The organism is Caldivirga sp. MU80 (assembly GCF_001663375.1).
Taxonomy (GTDB): domain Archaea; phylum Thermoproteota; class Thermoprotei; order Thermoproteales; family Thermocladiaceae; genus Caldivirga.
Genome location: NZ_LCTF01000044.1, coordinates 1 through 15,410 on the forward strand (window position 1 = coordinate 1; position 15,410 = coordinate 15,410).

General features: G+C 49.4%; 15 protein-coding genes and 1 pseudogene. 8 read left to right on the forward strand and 8 right to left on the reverse strand.

The genetic code is table 11. The features are described 5' to 3' along the window. Positions 1-448, reverse strand: a 448-nt coding sequence (locus AAX04_RS10560; RefSeq protein WP_162270140.1) for an alpha/beta hydrolase, incomplete at its 3' end; no start/stop codon positions are given. 307 nt (positions 449-755) lie between these two features. Further along, positions 756-1,748 (reverse strand): dihydrodipicolinate reductase, encoded by a 993-nt coding sequence (locus AAX04_RS10565; protein WP_066798075.1) that lies wholly within the window; start codon positions 1,746-1,748, stop codon positions 756-758. Positions 1,749-1,819: 71 nt separating this feature from the next. On the opposite strand from AAX04_RS10565, the gene AAX04_RS10570 reads away from it, so the two are divergent. Continuing rightward, positions 1,820-2,650, forward strand: a complete 831-nt coding sequence (locus AAX04_RS10570; RefSeq protein ID WP_066798078.1) for a class II glutamine amidotransferase — start codon at positions 1,820-1,822, stop codon at positions 2,648-2,650. A 60-nt stretch (positions 2,651-2,710) separates the two neighbouring features. Beyond that, positions 2,711-4,609: an arginine--tRNA ligase gene (locus AAX04_RS10575; RefSeq protein ID WP_066798080.1), complete on the forward strand. Its 1,899-nt coding sequence runs from the start codon at positions 2,711-2,713 to the stop codon at positions 4,607-4,609. Here AAX04_RS10575 and AAX04_RS10580 read toward each other — a convergent pair whose 3' ends face one another. Further along, complete coding sequence (locus AAX04_RS10580; protein WP_066798083.1) at positions 4,610-5,026, reverse strand: hypothetical protein; 417 nt, start codon at positions 5,024-5,026, stop codon at positions 4,610-4,612. A 214-nt stretch (positions 5,027-5,240) separates the two neighbouring features. On the opposite strand from AAX04_RS10580, the gene AAX04_RS10585 reads away from it, so the two are divergent. Continuing rightward, a complete protein-coding gene (locus AAX04_RS10585; RefSeq protein ID WP_066798098.1) occupies positions 5,241-5,789 on the forward strand; it encodes a Mut7-C RNAse domain-containing protein in 549 nt (182 codons plus the stop codon). A gap of 328 nt (positions 5,790-6,117) precedes the next feature. Here the strand turns inward: AAX04_RS10585 and AAX04_RS10590 are convergent, their stop codons facing one another. The 3 genes from AAX04_RS10590 to AAX04_RS10600 all read right to left on the reverse strand — a co-directional run bounded on the left by AAX04_RS10590 (position 6,118) and on the right by AAX04_RS10600 (position 8,038). Next, complete coding sequence (locus tag AAX04_RS10590; protein ID WP_202904441.1) at positions 6,118-6,573, reverse strand: GNAT family N-acetyltransferase; 456 nt, start codon at positions 6,571-6,573, stop codon at positions 6,118-6,120. Between the two features lie 306 nt (positions 6,574-6,879). Beyond that, a complete protein-coding gene (locus AAX04_RS10595; RefSeq protein WP_162270141.1) occupies positions 6,880-7,578 on the reverse strand; it encodes a recombinase family protein in 699 nt (232 codons plus the stop codon). Between the two features lie 91 nt (positions 7,579-7,669). Continuing rightward, a complete protein-coding gene (locus AAX04_RS10600) occupies positions 7,670-8,038 on the reverse strand; it encodes a hypothetical protein (RefSeq protein WP_066798087.1) in 369 nt (122 codons plus the stop codon). Positions 8,039-8,183: 145 nt separating this feature from the next. Between AAX04_RS10600 and AAX04_RS10605 the strand changes: the two genes are divergently transcribed. Genes AAX04_RS10605 through AAX04_RS10615 form a run of 3 tightly spaced genes read left to right on the forward strand, consistent with a single transcriptional unit; the run spans position 8,184 to position 11,541 of the window. After that, positions 8,184-8,759 (forward strand): cysteine hydrolase, encoded by a 576-nt coding sequence (locus AAX04_RS10605; protein WP_066798100.1) that lies wholly within the window; start codon positions 8,184-8,186, stop codon positions 8,757-8,759. Between the two features lie 53 nt (positions 8,760-8,812). Then, entirely contained in the window at positions 8,813-9,436 is a 624-nt protein-coding gene (locus AAX04_RS10610) for a hypothetical protein (protein ID WP_066798089.1), read from the forward strand. A 47-nt stretch (positions 9,437-9,483) separates the two neighbouring features. Further along, a complete protein-coding gene (locus AAX04_RS10615; protein ID WP_066798091.1) occupies positions 9,484-11,541 on the forward strand; it encodes a Sip1-related alpha-galactosidase in 2,058 nt (685 codons plus the stop codon). A 126-nt stretch (positions 11,542-11,667) separates the two neighbouring features. Here the strand turns inward: AAX04_RS10615 and AAX04_RS10620 are convergent, their stop codons facing one another. Next, entirely contained in the window at positions 11,668-12,381 is a 714-nt protein-coding gene (locus AAX04_RS10620) for a hypothetical protein (protein ID WP_066798093.1), read from the reverse strand. A gap of 89 nt (positions 12,382-12,470) precedes the next feature. Here AAX04_RS10620 and AAX04_RS10625 point away from each other — a divergent pair, with 89 nt between their 5' ends. Then, positions 12,471-13,400, forward strand: coding sequence for a thiamine-phosphate synthase family protein (locus AAX04_RS10625; RefSeq protein WP_066798094.1), 930 nt, complete (start codon positions 12,471-12,473; stop codon positions 13,398-13,400). A 331-nt stretch (positions 13,401-13,731) separates the two neighbouring features. Continuing rightward, positions 13,732-14,673 carry a hypothetical protein gene (locus tag AAX04_RS10630; RefSeq protein WP_066798096.1) on the forward strand — a complete coding sequence of 314 codons (942 nt, stop codon included), beginning with the start codon at positions 13,732-13,734 and terminating at the stop codon, positions 14,671-14,673. On the opposite strand, the pseudogene AAX04_RS12190 reads toward AAX04_RS10630, so the two are convergent. Then, positions 14,674-15,410 (reverse strand): annotated as a pseudogene (locus tag AAX04_RS12190) (hypothetical protein); the annotation flags it as partial. It abuts the gene before it with no gap.

Here is a 15,410-nt window from a genome sequence, read left to right on the forward strand (position 1 = left end):
TTGCAGACTCCGAATACGGATCAAACCCTATGACCGGTTGCACAAGGACCTGGCACCTAAGCCTAATTCCACTGTCCCTAGCCAGTACGCTCACTACAGCTGCCAGGTTACCTCCTGCGCTCACACCCATTACGCATATGGAGCCCTTATCACCCCCAAGCTCCTCGGCATGTTCATAAACCCACCTCAAGGCGTCAAAGGAGTCAACCACAGCTGCCGGGAACCTGTACCTGGGGGCGAGCCTATAGCCAACGGACACGACCGTGCAACCGCAGTTGTCTGCTATGAACCTGCATTCACCGTCAGACTCCTCAATACTGCCAGCTACGAAGCCACCCCAGTGGTAATAAACCACAACACCCTTAATCCTGTTCTCAGTGGGGTAGTATATCCTTATGGGGATTTTAGCCTCCCTACCGTCAACCACAGTATCCCAAACCTTAAGCATGTTAAGGCGCCCAGCTTCATGCATTAAAGTTTAACCCATCTTAACAACACGAGCAACGATGCGTAATGCGCTCAGGTTTATCTGCCTTAGGTAACCATAACCATGAGGCATGGGTGCCACCACCAGTGATGACCATGGGAGCTAGTTGATGCAACTACCGTAGCGGTGGTTATTCCATCGGCATTTTTACCCATAGATACTTAATGATTAGTAACCTGTAAGTGGGATTCCGCTTAGAAATGTTAATACGGGTGTATTGACCATAGCGTACCCGATCTTGGCTGTAGGGTAACCGACCCTTCACAGGCTAATCCATGTATGAGTAGTTCACCAGGTCCTTTAATGTTATTAACCCTGGCTTGGCGTCGGTAATCCTCTTAGCCAGGTTAACCACAACCCCCACTGTTGCTGGGTCACCTGGCGTACCACTGCTCCTCCAGGTTACCGTGGGTTCACCCTCCAGTGTAACCTCCTCGTAGTCTTCACAGGCTATGCAGGCCCTTAACTCAACCCTAATAACCTCATTATTGCCAACGAACCCGCTACCGTGCCCAACCACACCCCTAACCTGCCCCTCCTCAACCTTAAAGTACTGGGTTTCGTAGTGTCTATCGGCCACTATGGCCTCCTGGCCCTCCTCAACCCTATCCAGCCTAATACCCATCATGCTAGCCATTAGCAGTACTGATTCAGCAAAGCCAACGTGGGCCGTTATATCACCCTTAGCCAACGCCTCCTTAAATTGGCTTAGGCTCATGCCTAGCCCAATCTTCCTCTGGAAGGAGTACCTCCTCCTTGATGCGTCAAGGGACCTGACAACCCTAACCCTGCTAAGCCTGGTTAAGGTCACGGTTAACACTGCGGGTAACACGTCTAGGGCGAAGCCTGGGTTAACACCTGCGCCAAGCACCGTTGACCCATGGGCCTTGGCGTAGTTATCCAGAAGCTCAGCCAACTCAGGGTACCTGTACCACGGCCAGGCCAGGGTCTCGCATGTGGAGACGACGTCGGCCCCAACTCTAATCGCCTTAACCAACTGGGGGTAGACCTTATCAAGCCAGGTGCCCGTTGAGTGGAGTACAACATCCGGCTTAGTTTCATTAAGCACCTTATCGGCATCCCCCTCAACCCTAACCCCTATGCCACTCTTAATGCCTATTAACTCGCCGACATCCTTACCAACCTTAGATGGGTCAATGTCAATGGCGCCGACCAGCTCAATCCCCCTCTCCAAGGCGACTTTAGCTATTAACTGCCCTATTGGCCCCAACCCGTAGACAACAGCCTTAGGCTTAGTCATAGTCAGGTTTAAGAGTACCACCTTTTAAAGTAGTACTATAGTTTTAAAATACAGGGCTTAAGTTAGTGCCAATGTGTAGGCTTATCGCCCTATCAGTCAACGACGTCAACCTGCTTAGGAACGCTCTACTTAAGCTTAGGGAGGCCGCTAGGCTTGACCCAATGGGGCCTAGTGGGGTTGTTAACCATAGTGATGGCTGGGGCTTGGCGCTACTTAAGGGTAACCCTAAGGATGGTGTTTTAATTCAATACAGGTCCACTAAACCCATATACAAGGATGCTGGGTTTGAGGCATTGGTAGGGGCCCTCAATGGCAATGACACGTATAGTGGGGTTGCCCACGTGCTTAACGCTGAGGATAAGAACGTGGTCAGCGACTTAACGGTCCACCCAGCCAGCGCGCACGTTAATGATGGTGAACTGTACGTCGTGCACAACGGCGTCGTGGATAAGGTGAAGGTGTACGAGCACCTGAGGAGAAGGTATGGTGTAGCCCTTAGGGTGGATCAGCTTAACGACACCTACATCCTCACCCAATTAATCGCCAGGGTATACGACGACCTAGGCACGTTGGGCAGTGCGCTTGGTGAATTAGCCGAGTTAACGAGGGTTAATGGTTGGCTTAAGTCAGCCCTAAACATGGGCCTAATGCTGGTTAAGCTCAGCCAGGTTGAGGTCTACGCAACGACGATGTACGACGAATCAGTCCTCAACAACGAGAGGAGGAGGAAGTACTACAACCTATTCGTAGTTAAGTCGAGTTTAGGCAACCTAGTGGTCTCAAGCACATTAGTCAAGTCCTACGGCCTAGGCGGCGAGTACGTTAATGAGATTGAACCTGGGCGTGAGGAGTTGATATACTGCGCTGTGAACCCCATTGACGTAAAGTGCGCCGAGGCCTAGGTTAAGTGGCCTTAACCTTCTTTAAGGAAATGTTTTTAGACTTAATGTGAGCAAACCCCTGTGGAGTATAACCCGTATAGGGCGTTGATTAAGGAGTTTAGGAGGATTGCGGAGGAGATTACTGGTTCTGGGGATTTGCAGGTGATTAGGGCTAGGGCTGGCTTCGGGTACCTTTCAATACCCCTCCACGATTTGATTAGGGGTAGGCCGGAGCTTGCCAGGGAGGTTAATGATAAAACTAGCTTGGTTAAGTCACCCTACCTGGCCAACCTAAGGTTCATCAACGGCTTCCTTAACACAGACGTCAACCTGGTTAACTACGGTAAGCTTGTCCTAGACTCAGCCCTCGCGTTAGGGCCCAGTTACGGTAAGTCGCCTGACGTTAAGCCACTCAACATTGTAGTTGAGCACACAAGCGCAAACCCACTCCACCCACTCCACATAGGCCACTGCAGGAACATGGTGCTTGGTGATTCGCTCGTTAGGCTGCTGAGGTTCATGGGGCACAGGGTCTCGGCCAGGTTCTACCTGGATGACACGGGCATACAGGTCATGTACCTGGCCTTGGGCTACAGGCACGTTAAGGATCTGGTTAGGAGGCGTATTGAGTTGGGTCTAAAACCTGACCAGGTCATGTGGATTGTTTACTCCGTGACCAACGCCGTGGCTGAGGTGCAGAGGTTAACCAGGATGCTTGAGGGTAAGGGTGAGGAGGAGTATAGGGAGTTGGTTAGGGAGAGGGATGAGTGGGTTAGCGTAATAGCGGATTGGCTTAGTAAGGATAAGGAACTCGTTGACTCGCTGGTTAAGGCACTCTCAAGCATTGACGTGAACTCCGAGGTGGCTAGGATGGCTAAGGCCTATGAGGATGGTGAACTAGGCGTGAAGGAGCTTGTTAGGGAGGCTGTTAACCTAGTCCTCAGGGGTTTTGAGGAGACCCTCAACCAATTCGACGTCAAGTTTGACCAGTATGACTGGGAATCCGAGGTGGCGGTTTACAATGGACTAGCCAAGAGGGTCATAATGGACCTCGTTAAGGCGGCGCCCAGCTACGTGGAGTTTAAGGATGGGGTCTATGTTTTTAGGGCTGATAAGGCGGCGGCCGAGCTTAAGCTGTGGGATGAGTTGAGGTTACCTAAATTCGTGCCGCCGGCGACGTTGAATAGGAGTGATGGGACAACCCTTTACCTAACTAGGGACGTGGCCTACGCGATATGGTGCCTAACCAACTGTAACCCGGACATGGTGGTGAGGGTTATTGCCGTGGAGCAGACCCACCCACAGGCCCAGTTGAGGATAATGCTTAAGCTGCTGGGCTTTGACGCATCCCGCATAGTCCACTACGCCTACGAGATGGTTAACCTGGGTGACGTTAAGATGAGCAGCCGCAGGGGGCAGGCGGTGACCGTGGATAGTCTCCTTGAGGATGCTGTTAGGAGGGTTAGGGCCATTGCCTCAGGCCGCGGTGGCTTGAACATTGATGAGGTTGCCAGGGCGGTTGCGGTTGGGGCGATTAGGTACTACTTCGCCTCCGTCTCCCCAAGCAAGCAAATAGTGTTCGACTGGGGGAGGGTCCTTGACATGAACCAGAACAGCGGCCCCTTCATACAGTACACCTACGTTAGGGCATACTCAATACTAAACAAGGCCAACGTGGATGTTGAGCCAGGGCAGTACACGGTACCCACTTCACTAAGCCAGGAGGAGGGCAACCTGCTCCTCATGATTGGCGAATTCCCGGAAACCCTACTTAAGGTCTCCGAGGACCTTAAACTGGAGAACCTCGTTAGCTTCATAAATAGGCTGGCACTAGAGTTCAACACCTTCTACGAGAAGTACCCAGTCATAAATGCGGAGCCCGGCGTTAGGGAGTTTAGGCTGGCCCTTGTTAAGGGGGTTAGGGTGGTTTTGGAGAACTCCATGAGGATACTGGGCATACCGGTGTTGAGTAGGATGTAACTACTCAGCCAGCTTCACCTCAATCCTAACCCTACCCCTAATGTAGTACTCATCCAACCTACCCCTAGTGCTAACCAGCACATCAATGTCGCCGCTCGTGGGTGGCCTAATGCCCTCAGCAAGCTTAAGCATAACCTTATCGTTACTCACAAGCACTGAGCCCAGTGATGGATCCCTCAACGAAGCATTAGCCACCTTGAAGTAACCCCTAACCATGCCCCTCTGGTAAAGTTGAATAACGGCGTACTGCCTAACGTTAACCAGGTTTATCGGGATGCTCTTGGATATTATCCTCTTCACCGCCGAGACCATCCTGTAGTCGCTGAGGGACTCTATGAAAACCACAAAGCCTATTATAACAATGGCCAGTGAGAACACTATATCCAGGAACACCGGGGCCACGGTCACCGAGCCCATTAGTTATTTCAATTCACGAGGGCTTAATAAACTATATCCCCAGGTGCCAAGACACATCCCCCACTGAGTGAACAGGGCTTAACCATTATTGGGTTAAGGCGGTGGTCAGTTTAGGACCACTTCATCAACCTCAGCCGTACTCCCTCACATCACGCTAGGGATAGGAGCTGGGCGGTAGGTTATTAACCTCACCACAGGCATTGGGGTGGAGTTAATGAGGGTAATAGGCCTTGTTAAGCCGTGCAGGGTGAGCGCTGGGGTGGTTTACGTGGACTCCATGTTAGGTTGGTTATCTAGGTGGCTAAGGATGATTGGGGTTAAGGCGGTGTACAGTGGAAGCTTCAGTGATGAGGAGTTGGCAACCGTGGATGGACTTGTAGTCACCAGGGACAGGGGACTGTACAGTAGGCGCACCGGGGACACCCTCCTACTGCTAACCGATAACCACCTGCATTGGTTGACGGCAATGGTAATGGTGCTCAATGTTAAACCAACCATAGGCGACAACTCCCTCTGCCCAATCTGTGGTGGCAGGTTGATTAAGGTCAACTCAATGGAGGCCGTCGGCAAGGTACCCATGAACGTGGTTAGGAGGAATCCAACACTACTTAAGTGCGAGTCATGCGGCAGGTACTACTGGGTTGGCAGCCACCACAGGGGCATAGAACGCACACTGAACATCGTTAAGGAACTGGCAAGCAACGGCGGTATAGAGCAATCAGGCCCCGAATGCCTAATATACATAAAGATGAAGCCTAAATAATGACATAATGGTCAAGCTTCGCTCCTTCTAGGGGTGGGGTTGCCCCACTACGTGGGATGGGGTTGTGAATACTAGCTCTATTAGGGTTTTTAGTAACCCCCAAAGAGGGGGTAACAACCAAGACCCCAAGAAACCCCACCCTAAAGGGTGGGGAAGGAGGTCATTGACGATAAAGATCTAGTTCTAGTAGCGAATAAGATCGGAATTGAGGTAATATGGTAATTAGAGCTATTCAGTGGCACGGAATTTGCCTATCCTACGTTGCTCGAAATCTTAATTCACTACTGAACATTAGACTCTACGTTTAAGCAGTACCCGATAGTTAAGCTCAATAACTACCAATATTCGCTTTTCTTTTCAATTCCTCTTTTGCTCTCCTTAACACTTCATCAGCGTTTCCCACGTAAAATATTAAGTTAACGTAAATACCCTCTCTTAATGAGAACATGAACTCGTCAATTTTACCTAGTTTAGTAAAGTTTAATTTCTCCAAAAGCTTTTGTGACCTTATATTCCTCTCATCAACCCATGCTGTTAAAATTCTTAACTTTACGTTCTCTAAAGCGTATGAGAATAAAGCGTAAATTAGCCCTTTCCCTCTGAACTCCCTAGATACTGAAAACGCCAATTCCCCAACGTGGTTTTGCCTAGCTATGCCGAAATATTTTCCCCTTACAATTTGTAATGATCCCACAACCCTATTTCCTTCAAGGGCTAAAAACATGGGGTTATCTTCCCATCTTATTCTCTTTACATCTTCAAGCTTAACTTCTTGATACCTCACCACTGTGTAATTCTCTGGGTCATCTTTAAGCTCTTGTAATAACTATAAATTTTCTCACTATAATTCTCATTTGCCTTCACGAACTCTATCTTCTTACCATCAATTATCATAAAAAATAAACTTCAAAAATTAAAAATAAAAAATTTAAGGCTTGAGTGCGAACTAACTGTATTGGCTAATTCATGCAGTGACGTAAATTCTTTAATTCTCTCACAAGCACCCTCTTAAGGATCGTACACTTTCATTCCTTAAGAGAGAACCGCTACCCTTCGTTACCAGATCTTAAAGAAGAGGATTGGAGAAAGTTCAGCTTCTTTTCGCGTCACTTAGGTATCCGCAGTTTGGGCAGTACCAGGTATTGTACTGCTCATCCCACTTGAGCCTATGGAAGCATCTTGGGCAGGTTCCCAGTGGTGGCTTGAGGATACCCCTGGTGTACAGTATCTTCCTAACCTGTCTCTCGCTTAAGCCCAGTTTACCGGCTATGGCCCTTATCGATGAGCCACCATTGTACATTTCAGCCACAACCTCCTCGACGTAGGTTGGTAGCCTGGTGGCCCTGGTAATGCCCCTGGTCCTCAAGGCCGCCCTAGTCCTCTCCCTAATCAGGTAGCGTTCGTAGTCTGCCGCCCAGGCTAGGATGCTTAGGACCAGTCTCCTAACCATTGGGTTTAGGTCCTGTAGGAACTCCTCACGCACACTCACCACGCCTATCCCCCCCTGGTCCAGTTGCCTAAGTAGGTTGAATAGGTCCGTGAAGCTGCGGCTTAGCCTATCCAGGCTGTACACTATGAGCAGGTTAACCCCATTCGCCCTCGCGTAATCCACAGCCTCCCTAAACCCCCTCCTCTCCATGGCTGGCACACTACCGCTGACGCCTTGGTCCATGAAGAATGCCTTAACCTCAATACCCCTAGCCGACGCAAACCTAACAATACCCTCACGCTGGGCGTCGAGACCAAGCTCCTGCTCCTCAGTGGAGACTCTAAGGTAGGCTACCGCCAACACCCGTTTTGGACTGGCCAGTGAATAAAAGGTTAAGGTTCATAAACAGGCGTGGTGGTTATTTGAGCGTGTAAGTTGTCTGCACTTAAACCTATGACATGTTCCTCGTTAGCTTATCCCTAGTCGACCGGTCAAGCATGTTAAGTACCCTGCTTATTATTGTAGCGTCCCTATCAGCCAACCTCTTATCTAGACTAGCCACAACACTCCTCCTCAGGGCTAAGCCAGCCTTAACGACGTTGTCTGGGTAGGTTGCAAGAACCTTCATAGTTGTTAAGCACCAGTTGATGTACTCCTGGTCCGTTGCTCGCTCGGCCAACGTGGAGATGACCGTCCTCAACGCCTGGAAGGCTTGGTCCTGACTCATGTTGAAGAGTCCCTGCAAGACACTCCTAATCACGCCCTCCCTTTGGCCCTCCGGCATCCTGGCCACGGCTATGGGGTCCAGTTGAGATGACATAGAGGTGATTCTTCCTTAAACTTAATAAACATTATTCACCACAAATATGTATATTTTTTACCAATATTAAATGGCTTATAATGGAGGGAAGTTCACCCAGTTAAACGGTTGGAAGGGTTTATTAAGGGGGATTGGCGATATCGGTATGGCCCTTAGCATTAGTCAGGAAACCCTACGGGACATACTTAAACCAAGCAACTCCGTACTCGTGGTTTGGGACGCCCATAGGGCCCTCTACAATGCAATATTCAACAGGGATGAGTTCCTCAAAGCCCTAAACACCGTTATTGAAGCCGCCAGGAGGGTTAAGGTACCGGTAGTCTTCACGAGGATAACACCATACCCAAGGGGCTTCGAACCCCCGACGGTTAAGCTAATGCAGTGGAGGGGTGGCTTCAAGTCCGAGGACATGGAGCTTGTTGTCAAGCCCCAGGAGGGCGACTTGGTTATTGATAAGAACACGTGGAGCATCTTCGTGGGTACGAACTTCGAGCTACTGCTTAGGAATTCGGGAAGGTCCACGGTTGTCTTCACGGGCATAGCAACGGAGATCGGTGTAGAGACCAGTGCCCGGCATGCATATGCCCTAGGCTTCATACCCGTGATAGTAAGTGACGCCGTATCATCAGGTAATAGGGAGGCTCATGAGAGGTCCCTCCAGAACATGAGGGCCTTCTTCCCTGTGCTTACATCAAGTGACCTAGCCAAATTATGGGTATAGGTTGTTTAAGAGGGTTAGGTTTATAATAAACTACAGACATTTACCATCACGTAATGGTTAACTTCACAGTGGTTAAGGCAATGGAGGTTTTGGAGAAGTGGATAAGCGACAATGGGCTCATTGAGCTTGACAGGGGTGAGCAGTACCTGGTGTGTAAGGAGGGTAACAACACCGTGATGTATAGGGGCCTTTACCTGGAAATACCCACCGAGGGTGATGTGGCCAAGGAGATTGCCCTAATGGCTAAGGACAGGGTCCTCTACAACAAGTACTACATAGTTACAACACCTGACGTGGCCAACTTCATAGACGGGGCCCTGGTTAAGAAGCTGGGCATAGGCGTTGTGGTTGTTGATGGGGCCTCGGTTAGGGAGGTCATGAGGAGTACGCCCATTGAGACACCAATGCCAAGGGGGCAGGGCTCCGACCAGAGGATTGAGGCGTTGGAGAGGGGCATCAGGGCCCTTGAGGCTAGGGTTAAGGAACTTGAGGATAAGGTTGACCAGTTAATGCAAGCTCTGGCTGAGCTTAAGAGGGCGCCCCAGAGGGTTGAGGAGAGGCGGCAGGTTCAGGCGACGCAGGGTGTTAATGTTCAAGTCCCCAGTGATGTACCCAGTTTCATTAGGGATAACCCGTGGTTAGGCATATTGATGGGTAAGGGTGAGTCCGAGTCTTAGCCTTGAACTAGGTAATGCTTTAAAGTAACCGCCAACAAGTCACAGTAATGAGTAAAGGTGGCTTAGTTTCAAGACTAACCATAAGTTTTGACGATGGCTCAACCTGCAGCGTTGACTCACCCATAGGCCCCTTTAACCTATGCGGCTTCGGCTCCGGGGTGCTGGAGGTTGTTAATAAGGGTCCCGTATCCCTAATCGGCATATCACTGAATTCAACAAAGAACCTGAGCAAGTACCCAGCCTCAATAACCCTAAACCTACCCAAGCCCAAGAGGACCCTAAGCCTAACCTTTCTCAGCTTGGCAGGGCCCTTCATAGGTAGGGCATTTGGATACTACAATTACGTGGCTCAGGGTAAGCAGCCTAGGTCAGAACCGCCTCCCGATAAGCCTGAGTACCCACCTAAACTTAAGGTTACCGGCATCGCCGAGTCTGATCCACTGGACTGCTGGTCCTACCCAATGGTGGCCAACGGCTACGGTGAAATCTACCCATACACGGTTCTAGCCCTATCCGACAACGGCGACGGCACCTACACTGCCGTGTTCACGTTATCCAATGGCCAATTAACCGCCTGGCTTGATAAGGGACCCACGGTGATGACTTACACGAGTAGGCCTAGCAGCAGCATTAGCCTAAGCTACGTTGCGTCAGTAGCCACGGTTAATGACCCCTATGAGGCGGTGGCTAAGGTTGTCGAGGCCACCTCAGAGGTGGCCGTCTTCAAGGTTAGGGTTCGTAAGGCTAGGCCAAGGTTCGTGAATGGGCTCGGTTGGTGCAGTTGGAATGCACTCCTCGGCGAGGACCTTAGCCATGGCAACGTTGTTAGAATTGTTAAGGGGCTTAGGGATAGGGGTGTCCCGGTTAGGTGGGTTATAGTTGATGATGGTTGGCAGGACCTCCTCAACGGCATGATTAGGAGTATCGAGCCCAATAAGGCTAAGTTCCCAAGCGGCTTCAAGGCGCTCACGGAGGAGTTGAGGGGGCTTGGTGTTGAGGACATTGGCCTATGGTTCACCATAAACCTCTATTGGAATGGGGCGGCTGAGCAGTTCATAAGGGCGCTGAACGCTGATGGGTTTAAGACGAGTAGGGGTTATGTGCCTAAGCCTGAGTTGGGTGAGGCATTTAGGCTTTATGATGCTTGGCTTAAGGTTGTTAGGGATTACGGATTCAACTTCGTTAAGGTTGATAACCAGTGGTCTATCCACCACCTCTACAGGGGCTTCGCTAATGATGCTGAGGCCGCTAGGGCTGTGGAGCTTGCGCTTCAACTTGCCGGTTCAGTTAACGGCATTGACATACTGAACTGCATGTCAATGCTACCGGGCAATTACAGTAACTACGCCATTAGTAACGCCTTGAGGATTTCAATAGACTACATACCCATGTGGAGGACTGACGCCAAGCTACACACAATGTGGAGTGCATACAATGCACTACTCTACTCGCACTTCGGATACCCGGACTACGACATGTGGATCAGCTACGACCCATCGGCAAGGTTAATAGCCGTAAGTAGGGTCTTCAGTGGTGGGCCAGTTTACATAACTGACCGTGAACCTGAAAGGACCAACGTTGATTTGATCAGGTGGATAACGCTGAGTAATGGTGAGGTTGTTAGGGTTGATGAACCTGCATTGGTGACTAGGGATGTGTTATTCAGGGACCCGTATAATGAACCAGTGCTGCTTAAGCTAGCCTCCACCGTGAATGGTTACCCTGCCGTGGCCTTCATGAACGTTAATAAGGATGGTGTCAAGATTAGTGAGGAGTTTAGGTTAAGCAGCATGCCCATGAGGCTTAGTGGGCAATACGCCTACTACAAGGTTACCAGCGGTGAGTGGGGCATCATAGACCCCAATGGCTCAATTAAGGTTGAGCTTGGTGAACTGGAGGCTGAAGTGCTTATACTGGCACCTTTAATCAACGGTAAGGCAGTCATCGGCATCGTTGAGAAGGCCCTCCCACCATACCCAATTAACCTAGTCAACATCAACGGCGAGGTCATGGCTGAGGCCAGGGAGGGAGGCACCCTAGCCTACGTTAAGGATGGGGCCATGAATAGGGTTAAGGTTAAGCCAGGTGAACGCATCAAGATCTAAATCTAATGGCTAAGCATTAAACTATACAATTAAATTATTCTACAGAATAGTTACGACACCGATTCTGGCAAGTTATTTCAACTGTTGCGATGCCAGTGGCGTAAAGGGGGCTGGAGGGTGGCGTACTCAACTGGTGTAGTTAATTGCGCAGTATGATGGGCAGTTCCTTTTAGGCACCATGAATAGCCAGAGGGATAGTGAGGCATGTGGGTAAAGTTGACGCCCACTCGCATTAACCAACTGCTCAGGCTCGTTAACAATAAGGTAGTACCAGGCATCCATGGTTAGGACAACGGTGCCGTTGACATACCAGGCATTGACCTGAGGTGACCTAACGCTTAACTCAGGTACAACATACCTATAGGTCACTGAACCCAACTCCACTCCGCCCCTGTAGACCCTCATGTAAACCAGGTAAACGCCACTGTAGTAAGTCGTGTTAAAGATGTTAATCGTTATGGTGTATCCACACACCGTCGAGTTCTTAAGCCAAATTAACGCATTATTCAGTGATAACTCCACCGGTGCATAGCAGTAAGTCAAGTTACCCATCACCAACTCACTGGAGTTAATCACCCTAATGCCCATGAAGGTGGTTAAGTTAATTCCATGAAGGTAGTCCTGCACTGGCGACACGGCAATAGCCTTAAGGAGAAGGCTCCTCGTCTCGTTAATGCTCCAGGAGACCAGAGTGGTGTACATTATGGTGGTTGAGTTTACCGGGTGCCTTAATGTAACCACTGTTATGCTGATTGCGTAGACGCCTACAAGCACTAGGATTGTTAAGATAACTGGCATTAGGTAAAGCTTAACAGGCCCCCTCCTGTAGCCACCATACATTATGCCTGACGCCACCTAGGGCTTTTAAATCAAACCCCCATAACCAGTAACCATTATTAAGTTTAACACAGCGAACCCGATTGACCAGAATGCTTAACCTGGGGCTTGAATTCCTGGTTGACGAGGTACTGCCCCTCATTAAGGCTAGGGTGGCTAAGGAACTGTCCGATAACGGCTACTCCCAGTCTAGGATAGCTAAGGTGCTTGGGGTTACTCAACCAATGGTGAATAGGCTAATGAACCAGTACGATTACTACATTGATAGGGCTAGGAAGCTTGGCGTGCTGGCTCTAGTTGATGCTGTTAGTAATGCGGTGGTTAGGATGATACTTGATGGTAGGTTTGACGACGCCTCAAGGTACCTAATGAACACGCTCCTAATGGACCTGGCAAGCCTAAGGCTATGCAATGCCCACAGACTGGTTAAACAGGACATACCAAACACCTGCAGTGTATGCGCAATACTAACAACACCTAGGGATGCCGTCCTAATGGATGTAGAGGAGGCTGTCAGGGTACTTGAAGCTAACCCAGAGGTCTCACTACTGGTGCCGGGGGTCCTAATGAACATAGCTGAAGCCACCCCAAGGCCAAGGGACCCCAATGACGTGGTTGCCGTGCCAGGTAGGATAGATAAGGTTGGGGGTAGGGTTAAGGCATGGAACCCACCCGCCTACGGGGCCAGTGAACACCTGGCCATGATACTCATAAAGGTAACCAACAGTGACCCATCCACAAGGGCAGTGGCCTCAGTGAGGTGGGGGAGTGACGTTGAGGAGGCCGTCAAGGCATTGGGGTGGGGCATGGTTAAGGTGGGTGGGTCAAGCAAGCCAAGTGAACATGAGATAGTAAACAGGGTGTCCGAATCCTACATACGGGCTAGGCCTAAGGTAGTGGTCGACATGGGGGGCTACGGCATTGAACCAATAACCTACGTCTTCGGGGCCAACGCTGTTGAAGTAGCCCAAGACCTAGTTACACTGGCTAGGGAACTAACCAAGGTAAGGCCACAAGGCTAATAGTAACTATATAACTAATGCAAAGGCTTAACATTCATATGAGTAGATACGCCAATGCGTTAACCACCTCAACCAACGTAAGGTAACCTTATGGGTCCCATCTACAATTAGGTTACTTAAGGTGATTGAGCCACGTAGTAGCATTCATTAAGCTTAAAACTTCCCATTACCCTCAGGGAAGCTCTCCAGGGCTTAAGTCATTTAAGGTAATAGTATTAGGTAACTTATGAACATTGTATCGGCTTACATGAAATCTACCTACGATATTTAATTAGTTCCTATTTTTCATCAGTAACGCTTAAATATCCTCTAGTGTAATACTAGATCTCATATGAGAGCGGCTGAATCATGGCTGCTGTTTACAGTATTAACTATGATGTTCACCTTAACTACCGCTCTAATAGTTAATGCCAGTCCGGCTAATAGTTGGGTCACCATTATAACTAACAATACAAGCTTTGGCTACGGGTACTCAATAACCAGCTACAATGGGCTAGCGTACATTTACTACACAGGGCAAGCACCAAGCGGTGTGTCCATCATCAAGGGGCTAGCATTCAATGGGACTGCGGAAATGAAGGCACCACTACCAGCCTTCAACGACCTGGGTGAGGCTAGCCCACTCTTAGTTGAGTTAGACAACGGCTCGTTGATGATGATTTGGGCAGGAGTACCAGCAACCCACAGTAATCTCGCCATTGCAAACAAGACAGCCAATGCAACATCAATCAGTGAGTTAATGACCCTCCTCAGTAACCTAACAATACTCCTACAAGCCTCGGTACTACACGGCAATACCTGGGGGCCAGTGGTTAATCTAACAACAAGCGGTGATGCAATGAGCTACGCCAGCGACGGCGAGTACGTGTACCTAGTCTATGAGCCTAAGCTAACACTCACATACAACAACACGATACTTGAGGAATTAACACCAAGCGATAGGGTCGTGAAGGCTTTAAGCATCCCAGGCATCATCGGCATTACCAGCGCATGGAATGGCCTAGTCGTTGCCCATTTCCTAAATGGCACCCAGGCGCTAGTGAATATGAACAATGGGTCAGCCACGCAGATACCGCTAACATTAATGATGGGATTCACGGGCAATGGTTTAACGTATTACTTCAACACTAACAGTAAAATATTAACTATTATCAATGGGAGTAGGGTTGTTGCGAACCTAAAGCTACCGAGTCCATGGTACAATCACGCCTATCCACTCCAGTGGGGCAGTGGCTTCGTAATCATCGCCTGGGGGCAGTTTCAGTTTTTATGATTAATTGTAGTGTTTATTACCGTTGGTGATTAAGCCCCGTAGGGCTATTAGGTATGCCGATGCTGTGTGTCTATCCAGTCTATACTTCCTCATTAACTCGTCGTGCTCCTCTGAGTTCGTTGTTCCCTTTGGGTTTACGTATTTGGTTTCTATGCTGTACAGTGGTGTCTTTAGGGTTATTCTCTCAATGATCGAATTCCTGAATACTGAGACCTTGTGGTTGTAATTCTCATGACCCCTATCACCATTCTTAATCCACATCAGCCTTAGCTTACCGAGAATCTCTGGGTTCTCTAGGAACAAGGTCTTAACACCATGGCGGTAAGCGTAATCTAACAGTTCATGAATCCTCATTCCTATGATGCCCCATGCATTGTGCTTAGGAAAGCCCCGTGCAGTCACCTCACTGAACCAGAAGGTGCGGGTGTCCCTAAGCTCACCCTCCTCATCAATGATTGCTAGGTTGATTCTATCCGAGTTAACGTCAACACCACCGACTAACCTACCATTGTTTCGCCTATGCTTAGCCATGTGCTCGTAGTAAACATCTAGTGGTATTGTTATGTGTACTTCACCACGAACCCACAGTTGGTTGCCTCTAACACCGTAGTCCCTAACCACAACCCTACCCATGTACTTGACACGTTCAAAAAGAACAGCATTGAGCAATTCCCTGTAACTCCTCGACACAGTGGGCTTTATAACAACCCTACTAATCGACCCATTAAACCTAACAG